Annotated in this window: 23 protein-coding genes; 12 read left to right on the forward strand and 11 right to left on the reverse strand. The window is 62.3% G+C overall.

The annotated features are described in order from the left end of the window. Positions 1-185: 185 nt before the first annotated feature. Positions 186-389, reverse strand: coding sequence for a hypothetical protein (locus D460_RS32705; RefSeq protein ID WP_051110771.1), 204 nt, complete (start codon positions 387-389; stop codon positions 186-188). A 77-nt stretch (positions 390-466) separates the two neighbouring features. Here D460_RS32705 and D460_RS32710 point away from each other — a divergent pair, with 77 nt between their 5' ends. Further along, positions 467-1,360: a PHB depolymerase family esterase gene (locus D460_RS32710; RefSeq protein ID WP_018897801.1), complete on the forward strand. Its 894-nt coding sequence runs from the start codon at positions 467-469 to the stop codon at positions 1,358-1,360. A 64-nt stretch (positions 1,361-1,424) separates the two neighbouring features. Here the strand turns inward: D460_RS32710 and D460_RS0106940 are convergent, their stop codons facing one another. From D460_RS0106940 to D460_RS0106960, 5 genes are read right to left on the reverse strand one after another with little or no spacing between them, the layout of a single operon-like run. After that, positions 1,425-2,570, reverse strand: a complete 1,146-nt coding sequence (locus D460_RS0106940; protein ID WP_018897802.1) for a PatB family C-S lyase — start codon at positions 2,568-2,570, stop codon at positions 1,425-1,427. A 3-nt stretch (positions 2,571-2,573) separates the two neighbouring features. After that, positions 2,574-3,332, reverse strand: a complete 759-nt coding sequence (locus D460_RS0106945; protein WP_018897803.1) for an SDR family oxidoreductase — start codon at positions 3,330-3,332, stop codon at positions 2,574-2,576. After that, positions 3,332-4,258: a dihydrodipicolinate synthase family protein gene (locus D460_RS0106950; protein ID WP_018897804.1), complete on the reverse strand. Its 927-nt coding sequence runs from the start codon at positions 4,256-4,258 to the stop codon at positions 3,332-3,334. The genes D460_RS0106945 and D460_RS0106950 overlap by 1 nt, the downstream gene beginning before the upstream one ends. Positions 4,259-4,279: 21 nt before the next feature. Continuing rightward, a complete protein-coding gene (locus D460_RS0106955) occupies positions 4,280-5,641 on the reverse strand; it encodes a hypothetical protein (protein WP_018897805.1) in 1,362 nt (453 codons plus the stop codon). After that, positions 5,638-6,300: an aspartate/glutamate racemase family protein gene (locus D460_RS0106960; protein ID WP_018897806.1), complete on the reverse strand. Its 663-nt coding sequence runs from the start codon at positions 6,298-6,300 to the stop codon at positions 5,638-5,640. The genes D460_RS0106955 and D460_RS0106960 overlap by 4 nt, the downstream gene beginning before the upstream one ends. A 193-nt stretch (positions 6,301-6,493) precedes the next feature. On the opposite strand from D460_RS0106960, the gene D460_RS0106965 reads away from it, so the two are divergent. Beyond that, a complete protein-coding gene (locus D460_RS0106965; protein ID WP_018897807.1) occupies positions 6,494-7,186 on the forward strand; it encodes a GntR family transcriptional regulator in 693 nt (230 codons plus the stop codon). 19 nt (positions 7,187-7,205) lie between these two features. Here the strand turns inward: D460_RS0106965 and D460_RS0106970 are convergent, their stop codons facing one another. Beyond that, the gene (locus tag D460_RS0106970; RefSeq protein WP_018897808.1) at positions 7,206-9,008 is read right to left on the reverse strand and encodes an ABC transporter ATP-binding protein; all 1,803 of its coding nucleotides are present in this window, start codon (positions 9,006-9,008) and stop codon (positions 7,206-7,208) included. Between the two features lie 190 nt (positions 9,009-9,198). Between D460_RS0106970 and D460_RS0106975 the strand changes: the two genes are divergently transcribed. The 7 genes from D460_RS0106975 to D460_RS34465 all read left to right on the forward strand — a co-directional run bounded on the left by D460_RS0106975 (position 9,199) and on the right by D460_RS34465 (position 17,662). Continuing rightward, positions 9,199-10,056, forward strand: a complete 858-nt coding sequence (locus D460_RS0106975) for a rhodanese-like domain-containing protein (RefSeq protein WP_018897809.1) — start codon at positions 9,199-9,201, stop codon at positions 10,054-10,056. Positions 10,057-10,296: 240 nt separating this feature from the next. Next, a complete protein-coding gene (locus D460_RS0106980) occupies positions 10,297-11,862 on the forward strand; it encodes an ABC transporter substrate-binding protein (RefSeq protein WP_018897810.1) in 1,566 nt (521 codons plus the stop codon). Positions 11,863-11,948: 86 nt separating this feature from the next. Next, positions 11,949-12,959, forward strand: a complete 1,011-nt coding sequence (locus tag D460_RS0106985; protein ID WP_018897811.1) for an ABC transporter permease — start codon at positions 11,949-11,951, stop codon at positions 12,957-12,959. Between the two features lie 5 nt (positions 12,960-12,964). Further along, complete coding sequence (locus tag D460_RS0106990) at positions 12,965-13,804, forward strand: ABC transporter permease (RefSeq protein WP_018897812.1); 840 nt, start codon at positions 12,965-12,967, stop codon at positions 13,802-13,804. Between the two features lie 8 nt (positions 13,805-13,812). Continuing rightward, positions 13,813-15,198 (forward strand): ABC transporter substrate-binding protein, encoded by a 1,386-nt coding sequence (locus D460_RS0106995; protein ID WP_018897813.1) that lies wholly within the window; start codon positions 13,813-13,815, stop codon positions 15,196-15,198. Between the two features lie 17 nt (positions 15,199-15,215). Then, positions 15,216-15,599 (forward strand): VOC family protein, encoded by a 384-nt coding sequence (locus D460_RS0107000; RefSeq protein ID WP_018897814.1) that lies wholly within the window; start codon positions 15,216-15,218, stop codon positions 15,597-15,599. Then, entirely contained in the window at positions 15,596-17,662 is a 2,067-nt protein-coding gene (locus tag D460_RS34465) for an SUMF1/EgtB/PvdO family nonheme iron enzyme (RefSeq protein WP_018897815.1), read from the forward strand. Before D460_RS0107000 ends, D460_RS34465 begins: the two co-directional genes overlap by 4 nt. Before the next feature lie 61 nt (positions 17,663-17,723). On the opposite strand, the gene D460_RS0107010 is transcribed toward D460_RS34465, so the two are convergent. Then, positions 17,724-18,551: an oxidoreductase gene (locus D460_RS0107010; protein WP_018897816.1), complete on the reverse strand. Its 828-nt coding sequence runs from the start codon at positions 18,549-18,551 to the stop codon at positions 17,724-17,726. A 113-nt stretch (positions 18,552-18,664) separates the two neighbouring features. On the opposite strand from D460_RS0107010, the gene D460_RS0107015 reads away from it, so the two are divergent. Both D460_RS0107015 and D460_RS0107020 read left to right on the forward strand, forming a co-directional pair. Continuing rightward, entirely contained in the window at positions 18,665-19,585 is a 921-nt protein-coding gene (locus tag D460_RS0107015; RefSeq protein WP_018897817.1) for an AraC family transcriptional regulator, read from the forward strand. Between the two features lie 148 nt (positions 19,586-19,733). After that, the gene (locus tag D460_RS0107020; protein ID WP_018897818.1) at positions 19,734-20,705 is read left to right on the forward strand and encodes a DMT family transporter; all 972 of its coding nucleotides are present in this window, start codon (positions 19,734-19,736) and stop codon (positions 20,703-20,705) included. 112 nt (positions 20,706-20,817) lie between these two features. Here D460_RS0107020 and D460_RS0107025 read toward each other — a convergent pair whose 3' ends face one another. Together D460_RS0107025 and D460_RS0107030 are read right to left on the reverse strand one after the other, a co-directional pair. Further along, a complete protein-coding gene (locus D460_RS0107025; protein WP_018897819.1) occupies positions 20,818-22,170 on the reverse strand; it encodes a GntP family permease in 1,353 nt (450 codons plus the stop codon). A gap of 93 nt (positions 22,171-22,263) precedes the next feature. After that, a complete protein-coding gene (locus tag D460_RS0107030) occupies positions 22,264-22,788 on the reverse strand; it encodes a gluconokinase (RefSeq protein ID WP_026282877.1) in 525 nt (174 codons plus the stop codon). 176 nt (positions 22,789-22,964) lie between these two features. On the opposite strand from D460_RS0107030, the gene D460_RS0107035 reads away from it, so the two are divergent. Beyond that, entirely contained in the window at positions 22,965-24,005 is a 1,041-nt protein-coding gene (locus D460_RS0107035; RefSeq protein ID WP_280741327.1) for a LacI family DNA-binding transcriptional regulator, read from the forward strand. 168 nt (positions 24,006-24,173) lie between these two features. On the opposite strand, the gene D460_RS0107040 is transcribed toward D460_RS0107035, so the two are convergent. Next, entirely contained in the window at positions 24,174-25,079 is a 906-nt protein-coding gene (locus D460_RS0107040) for a LysR family transcriptional regulator (RefSeq protein ID WP_026282879.1), read from the reverse strand. Between the last annotated feature and the right edge of the window lie 123 nt (positions 25,080-25,202).

Genomic DNA, 25,202 nt, shown 5'->3' on the forward strand with positions numbered 1-25,202 from the left:
TTGCAAGCGGCGGCGACGGCGCTTCAGCGCAAGGCTTTCAGTTCCTGCTTGTCCCCCCTCCAGACAATTCAAAATCGAACATGCGTTGAGTGACAAGTGCTGCGGCGTCCCGCGCCCAACCGATTGCCGTGACCGCGCCCAATAGGGTGCTGGTCATTTCCGCTAGTCGATAAGCCTTGAGGCGTTCAGGCCGCGGAGTGCTCGTGTTGGTCGCCGAAGCGGCGGCCAACCGCCAGCAGGAGCTTTCGCAGTTCGGGCTCCCGGACGTGCCGCGCCGCTTCGGCCGGCTTCATCCAGGTGACATTGCGCTCCGCCATCTCCGGAAGCCGCTTCTTACGTCGCCGCACCTTGATGAGGTACACGAAGCTCTGCTTCACCAGATCGCTCACGCGGGCTGTTGAAGACGCAGCGCAAGGCTGCACGGTTGCTTGAGGAGGCATGGGGCCCCGTTCGCCGGAAACCGGCAATGCAGGAGCGGCCGACACTTCAGGCAATCCCGGCTTTCGGCAGCAACCCGGGCCGGCTTGTGATGAAGTCCTATGTGCCGGCCAACCTTCCAAACCAGCCGGCCCTTGTGGTGGTGCTTCACGGCTGCCGCCAGACGGCGGAGAGCTTGAATGCCGCAAGCGGCTTTTCGAAGCTGGCAAAGGATCGCGGCTTTGTCCTGCTCTATCCGGAGCAGACCCGCTCGAACAATCTGCAAAGGTGTTTCAACTGGTTCCGTCCGAGCGAGGTGGCTCGCGATCGCGGCGAGTTGCTGTTCATCAGGCAGATGATTGACCATGCTCTGAAACACCATCGCGCCTATCGAGCCCGCGTTTACATCGTCGGCCTGTCTGCGGGTGGAGCGATGACAGGTGCGCTGGTCGCCAATTATCCGGACATGTTCGCGGGCGCCGCCATCGTCGCAGGAATGCCGGTTGGTGCCGTGCGTGATGCGATCTCGGCCCTGCGTGCGATGAAATCGGGCGCGCCGGCGCCGGCTGCCGGCTGGGGCGCAAGGATCGCGGAAGTTTCACCAGGCCGTCGCGCCTGGCCACCGATCAGCATCTGGCAGGGGACTGCGGACCGCACGGTCACCCCGGCGAACGCCCTGTGCTGCGTCGATCAATGGGTCGAAGCAAGTGGCCTTGAGCGAAGCGCCGGCCGTGTCGATAAGAAGCCTTGGGGTGCATTGTCCACTTGGAGCGCGGGTAGCGGAGCCCAGGTCTCGCTCTATTCCATCGACCGCATGGGCCACGGCCTTCCTGTCAAAGAGAGCCGTTCGGCGGGGTCGAGATCGAAGGACCCGTTCGTGTTGGGGGCAGGTATCTCTGCCCCCGCCGAGTTGATGCGTTTATGGCGCCTGTCGCGGCGGTAGGCATCGGAGCCTCAGCGCGTGCCGACATGGCTGCTTCTGTCGCCAGATGCGTGGCCGAGTGTCGTCAGTTCGCCGCCAGCGCCCGTTCCATTCGGTCGAGGCCCTCGCTCAATAGTGATCGTGGGCAACCGAAATTGACGCGGACGTAGTCTCCGTAAGGGGCGCCGAATTCCGATCCGGCGCTGAAGCCGACCTTGCCGCGCTCGAGAAAGAACGCCTGCGGATCCGGCGCTAAGCCCATCTCACGGCAATCGAGCCAGGCAAGAAACGTGGCTTCCGCCTTGATGAGACGGATCGCGGGGAAACGGGATGCCACCTGTTCGGAGAGATAGTCACGGTTGGCCTGGATATAGGCGAGCATCCGCGCCTTCCAGTCGGAAGCATGCGTGTAGGCCGCCAGCGTCGCCTCGAGGCCGAGTATGTTGACGCTATCGACCATGCCGAGCCGCGATTGCGCGAACCGTTCGCGGATCTCTTTGTTCTGAACGATCGCGAACGCAGTCTTGAGGCCAGCAATGTTGTAGGTCTTGCTGGCGGCCATCAGGGTGATGGTGCGGTTTGCTGTTTCCTTTGAAAGGGTGGCGATCGGCATATGGCGGCGGCCGTCGAAGAGCAGGTCGCAATGGATCTCGTCGGAGATGATCAGCGCGTCATTCTTTTCGCAAAGCGCGGCGATCTCGGTGAGTTCGTCTTTTGTGAAAACCTTGCCGGTCGGGTTCTGCGGATTGCAGAGAAGCAGTGCGCGTGATCTGGCAAGCGCGGAGGCCAGCGGATCGACATCCATCACGTAGCCCTGCTCGGTTGCCCTGAGCGGCACTTCGTTGCGAACCAGACCCCAATGGCCGGCCGCATTGAGGATGGGGCGATAGACGGGCGTCTGCACCACCAGCCCGTCGCCGGGCTCCAGCATCGCCTTCAATGCCATGTTGAAGCCGGGCTCCACGCCCGGCAGGAACACGATGTCGTCTACTGTAATCGACCAATCGTATTTCGAGGCCATGTCCTCGACGATCCGGGCGCGCAGCTCGTCGCGGGCGACGCCATAGCCAAGCATCGGATGTTCGAGGCGGTTGCGTATGGCGTCGACGATCTCGGGTGCGGCCGGAAAGTCCATGTCGGCGACCCACATGGGGAGGATGTCGGCCGGGTATTTGCTCCATTTCGAGCTGCCAGTGCCGCGGCGCTCATGCACAGCATCGAAATCGGTCATCGCTTACAGTCCCCTGATCATGCCGCCATCGACGCGGATGGACGATCCCGTGACATAGCTGGCCTGAGAACTCGCCAGGAATACGGCGACAGCCGCGAATTCCTCGGGCTTGCCGTAGCGGCCGACCGGGATTTCGTTGCGCGATGCTTCCTGCACGGCTTCGAGCGATGCGCCGGTCTTCTCGGCCTTGATGCCGTCGAGTTCGCGGACGCGGTCGGTGGCGATGCGGCCGGGCAGGATCATGTTGACGGTGATGCCGTGGCGGGCGACCTCGGAGGCGAGCGTCTTCGACCAGCCGGCGACGGCGGCGCGCACACCATTCGACAAAGCGAGGTTGGCGATCGGTTGGACAACTCCGGAGGAGCCGATGGTGATGACGCGGCCCCACTTGCGGGCGATCATGCCTGCGAGCATGGCGTCGGTGATCGAGAAAATCGAGGTCGCCATCGACTGGAAGGCGGCAACCCAGCTTTCCGAGGACTGACCGAGCGCAGGACCGGCCTTCGGACCGCCGGAATTGTTGACGACGATATCGACGCCACCCTCGGCGTTCAGCTTCTCGATCAGCGCTGCGACCGAAGCGGCATCGGAGAGATCGACGGCGACGGGAACGATGTTATCGGTCGCCTGGATTTTGTCGGCGCTGCGGGCAGCGGCGAAGACCTTGACGCCTTCAGCCGCGAGACCGGCCGCGATGGCGGCGCCGAGGCCGCGGCTGGCGCCGAGAACGAGTGCCTTCTTACCAGAGATCTGCAGGTCCATTAGTTCAAAGCTCCTAGTTTCTTTTCCTGGCGGGCAATCAGCCGCTCGACTTCGGCTACCGCCGCCGCGTTCAATGCGGCACCGGGGCGACGCTGGGCGGCGCTGGCGATCGCGCCGCGCTTGGCAAGCACATATTTGCGAACGGCGAGGCCGAGACCCGGCTGCTGCTCGTAGCGCATCAGGGGGAGATAGGCGTCAAAGAGATCATGCGCGTCCTCATGCCGGCCTTCGTTGCTCAATTTGCAAACGTTCACCATCATTTCCGGGTATGCAAAGCCGGTCATGGCGCCGTCTGCGCCGCGCTGCATTTCCTCGGGCAGGAAGACGCCGGCATTGCCGCAAAGGATCGAGACGCGGCGGCGGCCCTTGGCTTCGGCGGCGCGCAGGTCGGTGATCTTCTGCAGGCCGGGCCAGTCCTCGTGCTTCAGCATGACGATGCTCGGATGCGCCTCGAAGATCGCGCCGAGCGTCTTCGAGCTGATCTGGACACCGGTTGCCAGCGGAAAGTCCTGGAGCACGACGGGGACTTCCGTGCCGATGGTTTCGACGACATTGCGGTAGTAGGTGACGATCTGGTCGTCGGTGCGCAAACTGGAGGGAGGCGCAACCATGACGCCGGCGGCGCCAATATCCATCACCGCCTTGGTCAGCTCGCCGATCGCGGCAAGGCCTGGGGCGGAAACACCGACGACAACGGGCTTGCCGGCCGAGCGGGCGAGGGTCCGGCGCGTCACGTCGATCGATTCGGCCTGGGTCAGCTTCGGCGCTTCGCCCATCATGCCGAGGATCGTCAGGCCGTCGGCACCTTTCTCATAGTAGAAATCGGCCATGCTATCGATGCTGGCTGCGTCGATCGCGCCGCTCTCGTCGAAGGGGGTGCAGGCGATGACGAAGACGCCCGAGGTATCGGCTGTGATGTGTGACATTTGTTATCCTCGCTATAGCACTCAGAACCAGGCGGAATTGCCCCGGCCGACATACTGGCCGTCGCCGGGGGCGTTGACTATCTCCGTCCCATCATAGGCGAGCTTGCCGCCGACATAGGTGCGGGCGACGCGAACGCTGAATTCGCGGCCGTCGAAGGGGCTCCAGCGGAGTTCGTCATGCGCCTTGGATGAATCCCAGACCTGCGATTCCACCTTGAGAATGGCGATGTCGGCATCCGCGCCGACGACGAGCGCGCCCTTCTGCGGCCACAGGCCGAAGAACTTGGCGGGGCGTTCGCACAGCTGCTCGACGGTCAGCGTCACGGCGTCGAAGCCGCGTATTTCGGCACCGGTGTAGAAGGCGGGCAGGAGCGTCTCAAGGCCGGGAACGCCAGCGCCGGCGTCGAAGATCGACGCGGTGAACTTGTTGTCGATCGGCCAGCTGGAATGGTCAGAGCTGACGAAGGCGACACGGCCGGACACGACGTCGTCCCAGAGCAGTTCGATCTGGCCGGGGCGGATCGGCGGGTTGACCTTCATCTTGGCGCCGAGCGCCGGCCCGTCGATTTCGGGATCGAGCCAGAGATAGTGGACGCAGAGCTCGCCGGTGGCGCGGTAGCCGTCCGTCAGATAGTTTTCGACGAGATCGAAGCCGCGCGTCGTTGTCAGATGCACGATATGGGCGTGCGCGCCGGCGGCTGCTCCGAGTTCGAGGAACTGGGCGGTCGCGGCCATTTCGGCGGCCGGCGGTCGGCTTTCGGAATGCGCCTCGATGCCATCGCGACCGGCGGCCTTGGCGGCGGCGATGTTGGCGCGAACGATTTCCTGGTCTTCATTGTGCACGCCGAGCGGGATCGCGGTTTCAGCCAGCGCGGTGAAGATCTCCAGCGTCTGGTTGGAGGAGATGCGCGGGAAGCGGGTCGGGCTGCTTTCGAAGGTCGAGATCTTGAAGGCGACGACGCCGCCGGCGATCAGGCCGTCGATCTCGTCGGTGGACTGGCCGGGCATGACCGTGCCGTAGAGGGCGACGTTGGTATGGGCGTGCTCGCGGATCGCCGCGACTTTGGCGTCTAGCTTGGCGACAGAGTTGAGCGGGTCGGGATTGTCGTAGGGCATGTCGACGATGGTGGTGATGCCGCCGGCGACCGCCGAGCGCGTCGTCGAGCGGATGCCAGGCAGGCCGCCATAGCTGCAGGCGTGGGTCTGGCCATCGATGACGCCGGGGATGATGAGGTCGGTGCCCGCATTGAAGCTCTGGGCCGCATCAGGCGCTTCGCCGGTGCCGATCGCGGCGATCTTGCCGTCACGGATGGCGATCCAGGCGTTGTCGAGGGGTCCCTCAGGCAGGACGGCGGTGCCGCGAATGACGATGTCGTAGCTCATGATGCATGCCTTCCATATTGCAGGTCGAGAGTGGTGCAGGCGAGTGCCACGCCCGCCTGCACCGGATCGATGACGGGAATGCCAAGCGCATCCTGCATCGCCTGGCGATAGCCGCCGAGGCCGGCGCAGCCGAGGATGATCACGTCCGCGCCATCCTCGTCGCGCAGCAGGCGCGCCGTGCGGGCAACGGTTTCGACCACGTCGCCGGCCATGAGCTGGACGACCGTCATGTCGATGGAGCGATCGCCGGCAAGCCGCCCGTCGAAGCCAAGCACCTTGAGATAGCGTAGGTGGCGGTCGATCGACGATTGGCCGAGCGAGACGATGCCGAACTTCTGTCCAAGGCCCAGCGCTGCAAGATAGGCGGCCTCGGCGATGCCGACGACGGGACGGGTTGTCGCCTTTCTGACGGCGGCGATGCCGGGATCGGAAAAGCAGGATAGGACGAAGGCATCAGCGTCGGAGATCGCGACCGCTTCGAGAATGTTGGGTATCACCTCGGCCACATGCGCATCGCTCTCGATGCCGGGAGGCGACTTCTGCAGTTCCGTGCAGTGGATGTCATGGCGGGTGGCATCGCGAACGATGCCCAGGCACGTCTCCATCGACCGGGTGACCGATACGGAGCTGTTGGGATTGATGACGAGAATTTCTGACACGGCGATACCTGCTGGGGGACAGCATTGCGTCCAATAAATATATTACGTAGTATATCAGAAAATTTGGCTTGTCAAAGTTCTGTTGGCGCAGGCCTGATGATGCGAAGTGTCCGTGGAAATTGGCGGATTGCTCGCCTATGTTGATGCTCGGCTCGACGGATGACGCCGCCGGAATCGGAACTGGAGATTGATTTTGATTAAAGCGGACACGTCGAGCGGCAAGCGTGGAAAGTCGCTGACGGAGACGGCCTATGCCATTCTTCGCGAGCGCATCATCACCGGCGACCTGGCGCCCGGCGTGGAGGTTTCGGAACCGGAACTGGCCGAGCAGCTGTCGGTCAGCAAGACTCCGGTGCGCGAAGCCTTGGCGCGGCTTTGTGTCGAAGGCTTCATGGAGGCTTATCCCCGGCGCGGCTATCGCGTGACGCCGGTGACGGTGAAGGACATGAACGACCTCTTCGCCATTCGCGGGATGCTGGAAGGGACTGCGGCAGCACTTGCCGCCAAAAACCTTAGTGATGCCGATCTCGATCTTCTCGATCAGCTCGCCGATGTCAGCTATGTGATCGGCGAGGAAGTCAGCACCAAGACCTTCGTCGATTCCAATCAGGAATTCCACTCCGCGATCGCGCGCGGCTCGCGCAATCCGCGCCTCTATGCGCTGGTCATGAGCCATCTCGAGGAATGCGCCCGGCTGTTCTACATGGGCGCCCGGGTTCGCGACATCAATCCGGAGACGAATGACGACCATCACCGCATCGTGGCAGCGCTGCGCAAGCGCGATGCCGACAAGGCGCGCGACGCCGTGGTCGAGCACAACGAGAATACGCGCCAGGGAATACTCGGCGCGCTCGTCGCGACCGGGCAGGTGGGGTTGACGCTTTAAGTTGGCGTCGGTCGTCGCGTCAGGCGACCTTGACGAGGTGTCCGGGCGCCGGTTCGTCGTAGCGGGCGACAGGCGGCTGGTAGTCGGCGGGCCTCACGGCGCTGCCGATCTCGCCGCCGGGTGTCGCGCGGCGGATGTGACGGCGGGCAGGATCGGCGATCGGAACTGCGCTCAAGAGCTTGCGCGTATAGGCATGTTGCGGATTGCTGAAGATCTGCTCGCGTGTGCCGATCTCGACGATCTCGCCGAGATACATGACCGCGACGCGATGGCTGACGCGCTCGACGACGGCCATGTCGTGGCTGATGAAGAGATAGGCGATCTTCAGCTGCTCCTGCAGTTCCATCATCAGGTTCACGACCTGCGCCTTGATCGATACGTCGAGAGCTGAGACCGCCTCGTCGGCGACGATCAGGCCGGGATTGAGGGTGAGCGCGCGGGCGATGCTGATACGCTGCCGCTGACCACCGGAGAATTCATGCGGGAAGCGCCGCGCCATGTCGGCCTGGAGGCCGACGCGCACCATCAGGTCCGCCACTTTCTCGCGCGCCTCTTTCGCCGTCGCCAAGCCGTGCGTAATCATCGGTTCCATGATGGCATCGCCGACGCGCATGCGGGGATTGAGGCTGGAGAACGGGTCCTGGAAGATCATCTGCATGTGCTGGCGCTGCTTCGTAAGCTTCGCGTGGTCGAGCGCTCTGATATCCTGGCCGTCTATATGAATGGAACCGCTGACCGGCTCGACGAGGCGCAGGACGGAGCGGCCGGTGGTCGACTTTCCGCAGCCGGATTCGCCGACCAGCGAGAGCGTTTCTCCCTCGTGAAGATCGAAGGAGACGTTTTCGACCGCGTGCACGCGGCCGCTGACGCGCCCGAAGAGGCCCGACTTGATGTCGAAGCGGGTAACGAGATTGCGAACCTCCAGGATGGGGCGCTTGCCGATCTCGACGGTGCCGGCGATCTCGCGCTCCGGCGAGGCAACGCCGGTGTCCGTATCCGTCAGCGGCAGCGTGGCCGGGAAGGCGCGGCCTTCCATCGAGCCCAGCCTCGGGACGGCTGAGAGCAGCGCCTTCGTGTAGACGTTGGCGGGCTGTTCGAAAATCTGTTCGGTCTTGCCGATTTCGAGCGCGCGCGAACGGAACATCACCACCGTGCGGTCGGCGATTTCTGCGACGACGCCCATGTCGTGGGTGATGAAGAGAACGGCCATGTTCTCTTCGTCCTGCAGCGACTTGATCAGCTGCAGGATTTCCGCCTGGACGGTGACGTCGAGCGCGGTGGTCGGCTCGTCGGCGATGAGGAGTTTCGGACGGCAGGCGAGCGCCATCGCGATCATCACGCGCTGGAGCATGCCGCCGGAGAGCTGGTGCGGATATTCGTCGTATCGGCTGGCGGCGGCCGGAATTCTCACGCGTTCGAGCAGGCGCACGGCCTCGGCGCGCGCCTCTTTCTTCGAGCAGCCGCGATGGCGGATAATGGCTTCGGCGATCTGGCGCCCGACCGTCAGGACCGGGTTGAGCGAGGTCATCGGCTCCTGGAAGATCATGGCGATGTCGTTGCCGCGCACGTCCTGCATCTGCCGCTCCGGCAGCGACAGGATATCGGTTCCGCCGAGCGTGATCTTGCCTGATACGCGCGAGGTGCGCTCCGGCAGCAGACGCATGATCGACATGGCGGTGACGCTTTTTCCCGAGCCGGATTCGCCGACGATCGCGACCGTCTCGCCTGCCGCGGCGCTGAAGCTCACGTCGTTGACGACAGGCGTCCACGCGCCATTTCTGCGGAAGGACGTGGTGAGATTTTCGACCGAAAGGACTGTCAAGCGCGGATACTCCGGATCGCGGCAAAGCTGGCAGGTCGATATTGCAACGCGTCAATGAACAAATGTCAATGAAAATACCTGGTGGAATATCACGTAAGATATTTTAAGCTTGCGATCGCATAACCGATCGACGAATCTGCGCCTGAGGTAGATGGAGACAGGATCCTAACAGGATCGATTGGAGACCGACATGGCAGACGCGCAGCGCGAGACCGTTTTGCTCACCCCCACTCAGCTGCAGGCGATGCGCGCATCCGGCGCGGATGTCACCGTCATCGCCGTGCACTCGATCAATCCCTATACGGGTCAGGCCTCGTTCAAGGGGCAGCGCATCGAAGGGGCGATCGATACGCAGGCCTATGAGGATTTCCAATCGCCGGCGACGGTCGAGGGCGGGCAGCGGCCTTTGCCCGATATCGCGGTGCTGCAGGCCAAGGCGCGCGCCTGGGGTCTGCGCCGCGAGAGCACGATCGTCATCTACGACGCCGATCGCAGCATGACGGCGGCGCGGGCCTGGTGGGTGCTGCGTTGGGCCGGTCTGCCTGACGTCAGGGTGCTTGACGGCGGCTTTCCAGCCTGGTTGACCGCCGGCCTTCCTGTTACAGAAGCGGTTTCTCATCCAACGCCTAGCGATATCACGCTGACTTCAGGTCACATGGCCGAAATCGGGCCGGATGAGGCGCTCCGTCTTGCCGTCGATGGCGTGCTCCTGGATGCCCGCATTCGCCCGAACTATATCGGCGGCGCGTCGCTTCCCGGCCAGCCGCCGCGCGGGCACATCCCGTATGCGCTGAGCGCGCCGGCGCCCGACAATGTCACCGATTACGGCAACTTCACCGATGGGGCGACGCTGAAGGAGATGTACCGCGCGCTCGGCGCCCATGGGAAGAAACCGGTGGGCGTCTATTGCGGCGCCGGCATGTCCGCCGCGCACACGGTGCTGGCTTTGGCGTCGATCGGTATCGATGCGGCGATGTATCCGGGGTCGTGGTCGGCCTGGGTGAGCGATCCGTCGCGGCCGGTCGTCTCAGGCGCCGACCCGGCATAAGCCGTCGATAGCCCTAATTTTTCGCAGGAATGCTGCTGTGCGGAATAATCTTTTCGCAAATGCACAATAATTAGGCCATATTGGCTACTTGTTCAAAACGCTGGCAGGCAAGCCTTTACAGCCGGAAAAGCGATGATATATTTCGTGGAATATCAGAAGGGGAAAGCCTTGTTAGGCTGACAATGAGAGGCTCGGGCAATGTTGATCGCGTCCTGGCCAGACCATGAAAGGGTCGTGCGAATGAAACTGCTTAAAGGACTTGCCGCCGCGGCCTTGGTCGCCTTGCCGATCTTTTCCGGATCGGCGCATGCCCAGAGCGACGAGCAATTGAAGACGTTGGTCGTTGCCGTTCCTTCCGACCCCGTCAGCCTCGAGCCCGGCACCAACAAGGCCGAGCCGATCGGCAGTGAGATCATTCTCAACGTCTTCGACACGCTGGTCGCCTGGACCGCGCCTGACTTCAAGCAGCTCGAAGGCCGTCTCGCCAACAGCTGGACCGTTTCGACCAACGGCAAGGAGTTCGATTTCAAGCTGCGCGATGGCGTGAAGTTCCAGGATGGCACTCCATTCGATGCGGCCGCCGTCAAGTTCTCGCTGGAGCGCACCAAGGCCACCAACTCCTACGTCAAGGCGACCTTCGACCTGATCAAGGACATCGCCGTCGTCTCGCCGGCCGAGGTGAAGATCACGCTTTCCGAGCCCTATCCGGCGTTCCTGTCGATCCTGGCACAGCCGCAGTCGGCGATCGTCAGCCCGGCTGCCGTTGCGAAGTACGGCGACAAGTTCGCGGCCAATCCTGTCGGCACCGGACCGTTCTCGTTCAAGAGTGCGCAGGCCGACACCAATGTCGTGCTTGAAGCCAATCCCGATTACTTCCGTGGCGCGCCGAAGCTGTCGCGCATCATCTACCGCGTCATTCCCGATGCCTCGACGCGGCGCCTGGAGCTCGAGAGCGGCGGTGTTGACGTCGTGCAGCAGCAGGGCCAGTTGTCGGCCATCGCGGCTGAGGACATCGAAGCGCTGAAGTCCAACAAGGACGTCAAGATCATCGAGGCGTCGAGCCAGATCATTCGCCAGCTGGAATTCAACAACAGCAAGAAGGATGGCCCCTTCGCCAATATCAAGGTCCGCGAGGCGGTTGCGCATGCGATCGACTATGACGGTCTTCTGACCGGCGTATTCGGCGGCACGGCCGAGCGCGTCTACGGTCCGCTGACCTCGAACAGCTGGGCGTTCGACCCGAAGATCAAGGACATGGCGCCGGCCTACGATCCGGAGCTTGCGAAGAAGCTTCTCTCCGAAGCCGGCGTCGATCCCTCCACCATCAACCTGAAGCTCTACAGCTTCCAGGGACCGCTATGGGGCGCCGTCGCTACCTTCGTTCAGGCCAATCTTGCCGATATCGGCATCACGGCGACGATCGAGCAGACCGAATTCCCGGCCTACCGCGCACTGCAGACCGCCGGCCAGTTCGACGCCGCACTGGATGGCCGCCAGCCCTGGTACAACGATCCCGATGCGCACATCACCATCGGCTATCTCTCGTCGCTCGCCGACACCGCGATGACCTTCCGCATGCCTGAGGACAAGGCGCTTGACGACCTTATTCTGAAGGCGCAGCAGACGGTCGACATGGATGCCCGCAAGGCTCTCTATCAGCAGGTGCAGGAAGAGATCGTCAAGCGCGTGCCGGGCGCCTATCTGTTCAGCCCGAAGCTCATCGTCTTCACCCGCGCCAATGTCGAGGGTCTGGTGGTCAACAGCGCGCCTCCGCTCAACGAGTATTGGGGCGTGTCCAAGAAGTGAGGCGCATCGCGTCTCTCTGACGAAAAATCGATCCGCAGTGGTTTTCCGCTGCGGGTTCTTTCCCTAGGATGTGAGTAGAACTGGGCATGGCGACCTTCATCTTGCGCCGATTGATCGCGTTGATACCCGTCATGTGTATCGTGCTGGTCATCGTCTTTTCGCTGGTGCGCTTCATTCCCGGCGATCCGGCCGTGACGCTGCTCGGGCCCGGAGCGACGCAGGCGCAGATCGATGCGCTGCGGGCGCAGCTCGATCTCGACCAGCCGTTTCCGATCCAGTTCCTGAATTATGTCGGCGGCCTGCTGCAGGGCGATTTCGGCATCTCGCTGAAGACTGGCCAGCCGGTGGCGCATGAAATCCTGCTGCGGCTGCCGGCTACCATCGAGCTCTCGGTGCTCGCGGTGATCGTCGCCGTCATCATCGGCATCCCGATCGGCATCCTCTCTGCTACCCGCCCCAATTCCATCTTCGACCATGTGACCCGCGTCGTCTCGTTGGTCGGTGTGTCCATGCCCGCCTTCCTGCTGGCGCTGATCCTGCAGCTGGTCTTCGGCACCTATCTCGGCTGGCTGCCGGTCTCCGGTCGCATGAGCTCCTTTATCGTCGCCGAACCGGTCACCGGCTTCGCGATCCTTGACGGCGTGATCACCGGCAATTGGGCGGCCGCGCTCAGCGCGCTGCAGCACCTGATCCTGCCCACCGCCGTTCTCGCCGCTTTCCTTGCCGCCACGCTCGGCCGCTTCGTGCGCAACACCATGCTCGAGGTCATGGGTGAGGATTTCATTCGCACCGCCAAGGCCAAGGGGCTGAGGCGCGGCGACGTGATCATTCATCACGGGCTGCGCAACTCGCTTTTGCCGGCGATCACCGTTATCGGCCTGAAATTCGCCGAGATGCTCGGCGGCGCCATTCTGACGGAAACCATCTTCGCCTGGCCTGGCATCGGACGCTACATGTTCGAGGCGATCAAGAACCGCGACTATCCCGTCATTCAGGGCACGACGCTGGTGTTCGCGCTGCTCTTCGTTTTCACCTCGATCGTGGTGGACGTCCTCTACGGCGTTCTTGATCCGCGCGTCCGCAAGAAGATGAAGTGAGTGCGATGTCAGAGTTTTTCAGCTTCCTGCGCAAGAACACGCTGGCCATGGCCGGCAGCCTCATCCTGCTCGCCCTCGTGTTGGTGATCGTCTTCGGGCCAATGATCACGCCCTATTCGCCGACCAAGCTCGACGTGCTGCACAAGCTTGCCGCGCCGAGCTTCAGCCATTGGCTCGGCACCGATGCCTTCGGCCGCGACGTCTTCACCCGCATCATGCATGGTGGCCGGGCGACGCTTGCGATCGGGGTCGGCGTCGTGGCGATCGCGTTTGTCGTCGGCGTCTCGTTCGGCATGCTCTCTGGCTTTGCCGGTGGGTGGACGGACAGCGTGATCATGCGCATCGTCGATGCGATCCTGGCCTTTCCGGCGCTGGTGCTGGCGATTGCGCTCGCTGCCGCCTTCGGCCCAAGCCTTGAAAACGCGATGCTCGCCGTGGCGATCACCCTGGCGCCGCAGTTTGCCCGTGTGGCCCGCAGTCAGGCGCTCAGCATCTCGGTGAAGCCCTATGTGGAGGCCGCGATCTCGCTCGGCCTGCCGACGCCGCGCGTGCTCTTCCGCTATGTGTTTCTGAACGGCCTGGGGCCGCTTCTGGTGCAATCGACGCTGGCGCTCGGCAGCGCCATCCTGCAGACGGCCAGCCTCGGCTTCCTCGGCCTCGGCGCCCAGCCGCCGATGGCGGAGTGGGGCGCGGATGTCTCGGCCAACCTGCAGTTCGTGCGTGGTGCCGCCTGGGTGGCGCTGGCGCCCGGCATGGCGATCCTGCTTGCCGTTCTGTCCTTCAATCTGATCGGCGATTCCCTTGCGGACTGGTTCAATCCGCGCCGACGCAGCGAACTCGACTGAGGCCTATCATGTCCACACTGACGATCAGCCTTGAGAAGGTCGATTTCCTGCCGCCGACGCGGGTGACAGACGATACCAGCGTGTTGACGCTGAAGAACCTGGTGTTCGAGCCGCTGTTGAAATGGCAGGACGGACAGGTGTTGCCGGCGCTGTTTTCCGATTGGACGCATGGTGACGGCGGCAGCGAGTGGCGGTTTACGATCCGCGAAGGCGCGACCTTTCATGACGGAAAGCCCTGCGTCGCAGGCGATGTCATCGCGTTCATCGACGGTATTCTCGAAGCCGTCGACACGTTCGGGATGAAGTGGTCCTACGCGCGCTACTTGGCCGATGCCGTCATCACCGCCGAGAGCGACACCACCGTCGTCGTCCGCAACCCCCATGCCTTCGCCGATATTCTCGACATTTTCTCCGAATTTTACATCTGCCGCTTAACGCCCGATGGGCAGCCGATCCTGGGGACCGGACCATTTCGCGTTCGCTCGTTCGAGCCCAAGGCGAAAGCCGTGCTTGAGCGTGTCGCCGGACATGCCGAGCCGCGCGAGATCGTCGCCATCGCCGAACCCTCCGCCGACAAGCGCCTTGAGATGCTGACGTCAGGCGCGGTGGACGCCGCACTCAATCTTGAGCGCGTCGAAGAACGTCTCGAGATGGACGATCGCTTCCAGTGGGGGAAGGCGGTCAATACGCTATCGGTGATGTTCTATCTCAATTGCCAGGAGGGTGTCTTCCGCTCGCCCGAAGCGCGGCTGGCTGCCAATCTCGCCGTCGATACCGCCCGCATCGCAGACGAGATTTTCCACGGTCTCGCCGTGCCGTCATCGAGCATCGTCAGCCCCTATCATCTCGGCATGGCGAGCGCCGGCCTGTCGCCGATCCCTTACGATCCCGAGCGCGCGCGAACGCTGCTCGATAAGGTGGAAGGCAGCAAGCGCGTCAAGCTGCGCACGCCGACCTTCATGCCGGAGCGCGCGCCCGAGGTCAGCCGGCTGGTGGCGGCGTCGCTGGAGGCTATCGGCTTCGAGGTGGAAATCGAGATCGAGACCGACCGGCCGGAATATGCGCGCCAGATCGGCCGCAAGGAGATGGGAGATTTGGCGATCTTCGATTCCTCGCCGCACAGCACCTACCGCATCCTCAACGACAAGATTTCCAGCGTCACCAAGGCCGTGTGGTGGCAAGGCTATGACGACGCCGAGGCCGAGCGCCTGATCGCGGCTGCCAATGCCGCCGTCGAGCCTGCGGCGCGCGAGGCTGCCTATGCCGCGTGCCTGACCTATCTCAACGCCAATCCGCCCTGGCTCTACCTCGTGCATCCGGTCGACGTCTTCGCCGCGCGCAAGGAGATTGCCGGCCTATCCATCGATCACAAGGGCACCTTGAGCATCGCCTGAGCCTGTGAGGACAGACCATGAAAAACGACTATTCGATCACCTTCTTCTACTATGACGACATCCATGCCGTGGTGCCGTTCTACGAACAGACGCTCGGCTTCGAGCTGGTCCTCGATCAGGGCTTGGCGCGTATCTACCGCATCGCCGAGAACTGCTATTTCGGCATCGTCGACGGCAATCGCGGCCACCTGAAGCATCAGGAGAAGAGCGCGGTGCTGCTGACGATCGTTTCGCAGGACGTCGAAGGCTGGCATGCGCGCCTCAAGGAAGCCGGTGTCGCCGGCCAGTCCGAGATGCTGCGCGGCCGGTTCTGCGAGCATTTCTTCTTCGAGGATCCCGCCGGCTACGCGATCGAAATCCAGCGTTTCCACAATCGCGACGTTGCGAAGCTGTTTCAATGACCACCCCGAACGAAACGCCGCTCGGCCCCGCGTTTGACGCCATCCTGGCAGAAGCGAAGGCCTTTGGTCATTCGCCGTTGCTCGGCTTGCCCGATGGTTCGGTGGCGGATCTCGCGACCGGCTATATCCCGCTGCTGGTCAACTTCACCTTCGAGGACAAAGCCGCCAAGGGGCTGCGCAAGCTCAAGGATCAGGCCGAACCCGAGCCAGCCGTCTATTTCACGGCGCTGGAGATGGTTCGCGATAATCCGGCGATCATCCTGACCGGCGAGACCGGCAGCGGCAAGACGAGCTTCGCCCGCAGCCTCGCTTCCAGGCTCGCCATCGGCGCTTTGGCCTTGTCGCCGCAGGCGGTGCCGCGCAACGATCTCGGGGCGGTGCATGACGAGCGCTGGGACCTCGACAATGTCGTTCCCATCTACATGACCGTCACCGGTCCGCAGACACTCGACGCGCTGCTTGAGCAGACCGGGACGCGCGAGGTGTTCGACGATCAGGCGCTCGTGGATGCCGGTATCACCATTCTGATCATCCTCGATGCGATCGAAGCCGCCGGTGATCAAGGCCCGCGTCTGCTTGCCGAGGCGGTGGCGTTCCAGAAGGCGCACTCGCGGGTGCGGCTGCTGGCGCTCGGCGAGATCTCCACCGTCAAGAGCTGGCCGCTGCCCGCCGATTGCGTCCGCTACGATCTGCTGCCGCTTCTGAAGACCCAGCGTGTCGAAGCCGCTGCGCGGCTGGCGGGGCTCGACCTTGCCCGGTCAAACGTCGCGCTCGGTGCTGCCGCCGGCAACCCGGCGCAGTTCGCCATGGCGATGTCAGCCGGCGATGCCGGGGAGACCGCCGAGGCGATCACCGATGGTTGGGTGGCGCGGATCGCCGGCGACGACAAGACGGCCGGCCTTCTCTGCGGCCTAGCGTTCGATGCTCTCGCCGGCGAAAGCGACGATCCCGCGCTCTTTCCGGTGACCCGCGTGCGTCAATTGCTGGCGGCGCGACATCTCACATCGCAATCAGCCGACGAGGCCGTCCTGCCGTTCCAGAAGCATCCAGCGCTCTGGGCACCGGTTCTGCGGGGGCTTGCCAAGCGCCTTTCCGGCGGCGAGGCAGCCGACCGGCTCATCGAAGCGCTGCTTGCCGGAGAGGGCGAGGACGTCCTGCGTGGCGCGCTGCTTGCCGCCGACCTCGTGACCGAAGCCAGCCCGCTTCGTGAACGTATCGCCGCACATCTGCTTGCCATTGTAACCGACGGCGCGCTTTCGGCGCCGCAGCGCGAGCAGGCGGCCCGCATCCTCTCGCGCTGGGGCGATCCGCGTGACCTGCAAGCGCTGGCCGATATTCCCGCCGGCACCTTCACGTTCGGTTCCAACACGCACCCGAACTCGGCGCCACCGCATGCGGTGACGGTCGGCCCGTTCAAGATTGGCATCTACCCCGTCACGAACCGCGACTATGGCGCCTTCATTGAGGAGACGAATCGCCTTTGGCGCAGCCCCGACGGCTTCGCGGAGGATCGCCGCAATGCACCTGCGACGGATCTGACCTGGCGTGATGCGCGAGCCTATTGCGATTGGCTGACCGAACGCTGGCGTGCCGAGGGACGCATCGCGGCGGACGAAACCGTGCGCCTGCCGACGGAGCCGGAATGGGAGCGCGCCGCGCGCGGCGATCAGCCCGACAAAGGGCCTGAAACGATCGTCTATCCCTGGGGCGCTGAATGGCAGGACGACGCCTCCAATTCCGAGGAAGCGGGGTTCAACACCACCTGTGCCGTCGGCCTTTTCCCGAAGGGCAAGTCACCATACGGCTGCTATGACATGGCCGGGCAGGTATGGGAGTGGGCGACCACGCTCTGGGGCGACGACATGGCAACGCCGCATTACAAATATCCCTACGCCGATGACGGGCGGGAGGCGCCGGACGCCGGGCCATCCATCCGCCGCGTGCTGCGCGGAGGATGCTTCTCCAGCGGCAAGCTGAAGGCCTGCTGCACCTATCGCGGAAGCCTGGAGCCCGATGGGTTCTGGCGCGGCAACGGGTTCAGGATCGTGGTCGCGCGGAGCTAGGGTGAAGTAGCTCGGCCTGCCCACGAACGAATGCTCGACGCCATGACGTGCCTGACCTCGGTCAACCGTCAGTCGATAGGGTGACGGACTTCCATGCCTCGATTTCTGCCTGTAAGCGCTCAATTCTGGCTGAGACAAATGTGAGGGCGTCGCTTCCGAGCAGAAGTTGCGGTGGCGGGTTGTCAGAGTCGATCAGCGTCAGGACGGCGGTTGCCAGCTTGGCGGGATCGCCGAGCTGCTGGCCGCTTTTTTCCTGACGCGCCTGGCGGATCGGATCGAACAGAAGATCGTAGTCGGCGATTGACCTGTCGGTTCGAACCATCGAACGCCCCGCCCAATCCGTGCGGAAAGAACCGGGGCATAGTGTCGTCACATGCACCCCGAACGGCGCCATCTCGGAACGCATGACCTCTGATATGCCCTGAAGGGCGAACTTGCTGCCGCAGTAATAGCCAATGCCCGGCATGGTGATCATTCCGCCCATCGAAGTCACGTTGATGATGAAGCCTCGACGTCTCGATCTGAACCGGGGCAAGAACGCCTTGGCGACCGCGACGGCACCGAAGACGTTGACGTCGAACTGCCGTCGCATCTCTTCAAGCGGGGACTCCTCGAGTACGCCTTCATGGCCATACCCGGCGTTGTTGATCAGAACATCCACCGGGCCGTGTTCATGTTCGACATCTTCCACGACATATGGGATTCGATCGAATTCGGTGACATCGCAAAGCACGGTCTTGGCCGCCGGCAGCAGCTCGGCGAGTTTCGCTCTCCCGGCGTCGGAACGGACAGTCCCTATGACAGCATGCCCGTCGGCGATTGCCGCCGTTGCGATGGCGAGGCCGAAGCCAGAATTGGCGCCCGTTATGAAGAACGTTTTCTTGGACATATTGCTTTCTCGCATTGTTGATCGACAACTTGACTGATAATCTGAATGGACCTCCTGTTCGACGTCAGATCATCTAAAGGAATTGCCAATTTCTATGATACTGTCCGTCTCCGATGACAATGCAATGTGATCAATCACGGCGCCGCGAGTTGGTGGAGCTGGCTGGTGCCCTTGCGCCGCGCCAAGGCTACAACGTCACCGGTCTCGATAAAGTCAGGCTCCTCAGGTCCGAAGCGATTCTGAATAACGTGCCCGTACTTTACCGGCCGGGTGCTGTCTTCGTTCTGCAAGGGAGCAAAAGGGGTGTTCTCGAGAGTGAGGTCTACATCTACGATGAAGATCACTATCTGGCGGTGGCGGTGCCTGTGCCTTTCCGGATGGAATCGGCGGCAAGCCCCGAGCGGCCGCTTTTGGCAATCTACATCGACTTCGACATGACGCTCGCCGCCGAGATCGTTGCTGCCTTGGAGAGTTGGCATCTGGAAGCCGGGGGCAAGGCCAGAAGCCTCGTTTCGAGCAGAATGGAAGCTGAGATCGAGGATACGGTTTTTCGCTTGTTGAAAGCGCTCGCCAGCCCCGTCGAGACATCAGTGTTGGGAAAAAGCATCCTGCGGGAGCTTCACTACCGAATTCTCGTTGGTCCGCAGGGTTCCGCATTGGTGGCGGCGCTTCAGCAAAAGGGAATGGCTGGGCGCATTGTTCAGAGCCTCGCGCGGCTGAGTGGTGGCTTCCGTTCCGAGGTTTCGATAGCGGCTTTAGCCAGCGAGGCCGGCATGAGCGTTCCGTCCTACCACACGCACTTCAAGGCGCTCACTGGAAGCAGTCCCATACAATATGTGAAAGCGATGCGTCTTCACCAAGCGCGACTGCTCATGGCTCGGCAGAACAGCACCATTGCGGAAATCGCGCTGTCGGTAGGTTATGTCAGTCCCGCTCAGTTCAGCCGTGATTTCAAGCGCCACTTTGGCAGGACCGCGTCGGAAGAGGTCAAATGGGTCCGGCAACATTTGGGAGAGCTCGCTTCGGACCAGTGACCCAAGGTTTCCCGTGGTCGCTCGGCTGTCGAGCGCATTGGCGATCTCAAGTAGCGAGCCGGTCCACCAATGCTGGACGTCGCCAGCGTGCAATAGGATGAGCCGCCTTTGTCTGTGCAGCCCGCGCGAATTGTGGCATAACTAGCCCATGGCGATACATGTCTTGGCGGTCCATCGCGACACGGTCGGGACGGAACAGGTTGCGGGCGGTTCGCTTGCCGGGGCCTATTCCGTGGGCGTATTCTGCTGGCTTTTGTCTGCCGGCGTCTATATCGCCGCAAAATGGGTCTCTTCCGAAATGCCGCCCTGGGCACTTTGCTTCTGGCGCGTGCTGATTGCCTGGGCGATCCTGATGCCGATCGTGTACCGTCATTTCAGCGCCATGATCGCGCTTGTGCAGGCTCGTGGCCTTGAGTTGCTCATCATCGGTGGCATCGGGCTCGCGATCTGCCAGGGCCTGATTTTCGTCGGTCTCAGGCATGCCGACGCGACAACCGCCGGCATCATCATTGCCCTGATCCCGATCATAACCATGATCCTTGCACGCATCATTCTGGCCGAGCCGATGGGACGCTGGCAGGTGATCGGATCGATCCTCGCTTTCCTGGGTATCGTGATCATCATCGTCAAGGGCAGCCCGGCGGCACTTCTGCGTCTCGACTTCAATCCCGGCGAATTGTGGATCGTGGCCGGCGCCTTCTGCTTCAGCCTCTATACGGTGCTGCTCCGCCGCGCGAAATTCGACGTCAACCGCCTCTCGCTGCTGGTGCTGCTTCTGGGTGCCGCGGCGCTGACGGCGCTGCCCTTCTATTTAGTTGAGCTATTCTTCGACGAGCGCTCGACGCTGAATGCCAGCGGCCTTATCGCGCTAGGCTACGTTGCGATCCCTGGTGGAGCGGTCATGTATTACCTGTTCAACCGTAGTATCGAGGCTCTGGGTGCCGCGCGGGCGGGTGTACTTCTTTACATCCAGACGATCTTCATCGCCGTGCTCGCCTACTTCATCCTCGGCGAACAGTTGCAGCGCTATCATATCGAGGGCGCGGCACTCATAATCGCCGGACTGCTTCTCATCATTCTGCTGAAGCCGGCGGCCAGGGAAAAGGCGACGAAAGCTTGATCCTTCAATCCGTTTGTTGATGTCGGAGAGGCTGAAGTGTTGTGGTCTCTCCGACTGTGACTTTGATGGGCGGCCGGAGAAGGCCGCCCGTAGAAGCCTGAACTGTCCTCGATCAGACGACGAGGGACAGCAGCAGGATCAGGATCAAGCCCACGACCGACAAGATCGTCTCCATCACCGTCCAGGTCTTGAAGGTTTCGGGAACCGTCATGTTGAAATACTGCTTAACCAGCCAGAAACCAGCATCGTTGACGTGGGAGAGGACCACCGAACCCGCACCGGTCGCAAGCACCAGCAGCTCCCTGTTGACACCAGGAACCAACGCGACAACAGGGGCAACGAGACCGGCTCCGGCGATGGTGGCCACGGTTGCGGAGCCGGTGGCGATGCGGATCACCGCCGCGACCAGCCATGCCAGCAAGATCGGCGAGATCTGGGCTTGGACCGCCAGATGCCCAATGACATCGCCCACGCCGCTTGCAACAAGCATCTGCTTGAAGCCACCGCCGGCGCCAACGATCAACAGAATGCCGGCGACGGGGGTCAAGCTGTCATTGAGCAGCGACACGATCTTTTCTCGCTCGAACCCGCGCGCGGATCCAAACGTATAGAATGCGAGCAGCAGAGCCGCGAGCAGGGCAGTAATCGGGTGTCCGATGAGATCCATCCAGACGCGAACCGGGCTTCCCGTTTCGAACTGGACATCGGCGAATGCCTTGAGGAGCATCAGGAACACAGGAAGCAAAATGGTCGCAAGAGTGATGCCAAAGCCTGGCAGCGATTCAAAATCTTGCTCTTTCACAAATTGATCGCTCAGCTCGCCGGAAGCCCGGCCGGGTATCCGCTTCGAGATGAATTCTCCGAAAATCGGTCCGGCGATGGCGGCGGTGGGAAGGCCGACAATCAGGCCATAGAAGATGGTCTTGCCGATATCGGCGCCGAAAACGCTGACGGCCAGTAGGGGGCCGGGGTGAGGAGGGACGAGCCCATGCACGGCCGAAAGACCTGCCAGCAGCGGGATACCGATCTTCACCAGCGAAACGCCCGAGCGCCTTGCGATGATGAAGACCAGCGGGATGAGCAATACGAAGCCGATTTCAAAAAACAGCGGGATGCCGACGAGGAACGCGGCCAGCATCATCGCCCAGTGGACTTTCTCCTTGCCGAAGACACGCATCAGCGTTTGCGCAATCTGGTCGGCGCCGCCGGATTCGGCCATCAATTTGCCGAGCATCGTTCCGAGCCCCAGGACGATGCCCACGAAGCCGATCACGCTTCCGAAGCCGTCCTGGAATGTCTTCATGATCAGCTCGCCCGCCATGCCCGATGTCAGGCCGAGAAAGCCGGCGGCCAAGGTCAGCGCGACGAAGGGGTGGATCTTGAAACGGGTGATAAGAAGCACAAGGCCGATAATGGTGACTGCCGCGTCAAGCAGCAGATAGGTGTCTTTTGACAATCCAAGCATTAGAACTCCCTGCAAGGTTTGGTGAAAGGCAATTGTTGAAGATAGCGCTGTCTTGGGCGGTGCTCAAAAGCCGCGGCAAAGCGCAAATCGGACTTACGCCGCACCGTTCGATGATCGCCACCAGTCAACCGCCCGGTCGGCGATCGTTTCCAATGGAAGACTGGCATCGACGGAAAGTGTCAGCGGCTCACTGTATGGCGGCTGGAGGGTCGAGAACTGGCTTTCGATCAGGCTCGCCGGCATGAAATGCCCAGGCCGTTTCGACACGCGCTCACCCGCGAGCTCGCGGGAAAGGTCGAGAAAGATGAAGCCCAGACGCGGCTCGCTTTGGCGAAGAAGATCACGGTAGGCGACCTTTAGAGCGGAGCATGTCAAAACAGGGCGATTCCCTGCATCGAGTACGGACGCGACCTCTTCGCCCAGTCGGCAGAGCCATTCCTGCCGGTCCTCGTCGTTCAGGGGAATGCCCGCGCTCATCTTGGCGATATTGGCGGCGGGGTGGAAGGCGTCGCCTTCGATCAGCTGCCCATCATACCGTTCCGCGACAGCCGCGCCGACGCTGCTTTTTCCACAGCCGGACACGCCCATGACCACGACACCACGTATTTGCTCGCTCATCTTTTCTCCTCCTACAGTCAAGATAGCGCTATCTTGACTCTCGCTCCCTAAATATCTCCGGCGCACCAGCAGCAGCGGAGAAACTCCGAAATATTCCCGCAAAACGCCGACGAACCTCCTAGCGGCGGGAATCCAATTCTCGTAAGATAGCGCTGTCTTTAATCGAAAAATCAGTATTGGCAAGCATCAAAAGTATGATTCGTCGCGAGGCATCCCGAGGAACCGGCCGCCCAACTCTCGCGGAAGTTGCGAAACTGGCGGGTGTTTCGCAGATCACCGCGTCGCGCGCATTGCGAAATGTTCCGACCGTCGATCCGGAAAACGTGGCGAAGGTGAAGGACGCGGCCAAGGCGCTTGGCTATGTTCCAAATCCCGCGGCGCGCACCTTGGCTTCCGCTCGAAGTCAATCTGTGGTAGTGCTCGTTCCTGCTCTTGCCAACCAGCTTTTCATCGAGACGCTGGAAGCCATCCACGCGGTGCTTCATCCACGCGGGTTCGAGATCCTGATCGGAAACTTCCATTATTCCAAGGAAGAAGAAGAGGAATTGATCCGTAACTATCTCAGCTTTCAACCTTGCGGGATGCTGCTGACCGGTTTCGATCGCACCGAGGCATCGCTTCGTCTGTTGGAGGCGACCGGTGTTCCGCGTGTTCATATGATGGAGCTGTCGCGCACGGAAGATGTCCATTCCGTTGGTTTCTCCCAGGAGGATGCAGGCGCGGTCGTGGCCAGGCATCTTCTGTCCAAGGGGCGTCGTCGGCTTGCCTACGTCGCCGCCCAGCTCGATGCTCGTGTCGTCCAGCGAGGCGAGGGCTTCAAGCGGGCGCTAGCCGAAGCAGGCGTGCTGGATCGCGCCGTCGAGATCAAGGTGGCCGACCCATCCTCCGTCGAACTTGGAGGCGAGCTCTTTCAAGCCTTGCTCAATGATCATCCGGATATCGACGGAATCTTCTTTTGCAACGACGACTTGGCGCATGGCGCGCTTTTCGAAGCACAGCGAAGAGGAGTGCCGGTGCCCGAGCGCATCACATTCGTCGGCTTCAACGACCTGCCGATGTCGGCTCATACGGTGCCGCGCTTGACCTCGATCCGCACACCGCGCGCCGAGGTGGGAGAGCATGCCGCGCGTCTCCTGCTGCAACTGATTGGCGGATCGGAAACTGCACGTAAATCGATAGATCTTGGTTTCGAGCTCATGGTTCGGGAGAGCGGATAAATCGGGAAGCCCTCCGGAGCGCCCTGCTGCGCCCATCCGCGATCAAAGGAGGAAACGTCATGAACAACGGCGGGTCGTCGGGGATCGCCGGATAGCTATTGCCGATCCGAATGTGCCGACCGGACTGCATCATCGTGGCACTACCAAGCGGGGCTCGCGCCGTCGGGTTCAAGGTCGAGCGTTATGCTCATTCTGTTTGAGGCGCCAGATCAGTGTCTGGCGCACGAAAGCCACGCGGTGGTTTCGAAGTGCCGCTGGGCTCCATACCGCGTAATAGGTGTTTTGAGGGCGCGCGACGGGCGGGGTGATCTCCATTAGGGTGCCGCGCCCGAGTTCTTCGCGGCAGAGGTATTCGGGTAAAACCGACCAGCCGAACCCGCTGACCAGGATAGAGCGCAGGCCCCTCAAATCCTGGCTGACGACCGCCGGCGTGGTCTCGCCGATGTCAATGTGGTTTTCCGCAAGCCAGGCGCAGATCAGCGGCATTGCAAGATTGTAGGCAAGCACCGGTTGTGCCGCCAGGGCCGCGTAGAGGTGTGGTTGGGCCATGATATTCGCGGCGACTTCGGGCGAGGCGACGGCTACGGTCGTTTCCGTGTGCAGCGCCTCGCTGCGCAGGCGGGAATCATTTGTGGGGAGTGCCGAAAACCCCAGGTCGCATTGACCTTCGGCCACCATGATGCGGATCTTTTCCCAATCGCCGGTTTGCAGCCGTACCCGCACGCCCGCCTCCAGAAGCGGGCGCAGAGCCGGACCGATCGTCTCGGCCGCAAAGTCGCTATGGGCAATGATCTGCACCGAGCCGGCGATCTCTGTCGATCGCGAGCGTGCTGTGGCGAGCGCCGTTTCGGCATGATCCAGCTTGTCGCCGATATCCGCCGCCAGCTCGTCAGCCGTCGCGGTCGGTAGAACGCCCCGTGCATGCCGTTCGAACAGTGGACGGCCGATGGCCGCTTCCAAGCTGGCGACCTGCTGCGAAACGGCCGGTTGGGTGAGCTCGAGTTTACGCGCCGCGCCGCTAATGGAGCGCTGGCGGTAGACTTCGGTGAATGTGCGCAACTGCTGAAGATACATTTCCACATCCATAAAATATTTTATGGGAAGGGGCAATTCCTCTTTGTTTTTCGGCCGGACCCGCGTCGCTACATCTCCTCGAACCGAACGGGCAGCAATTGGCTGCCTCGCACACGACACTGA

It is taken from the genome of Rhizobium sp. 2MFCol3.1, assembly GCF_000377565.1.
Lineage (GTDB): Bacteria > Pseudomonadota > Alphaproteobacteria > Rhizobiales > Rhizobiaceae > Rhizobium.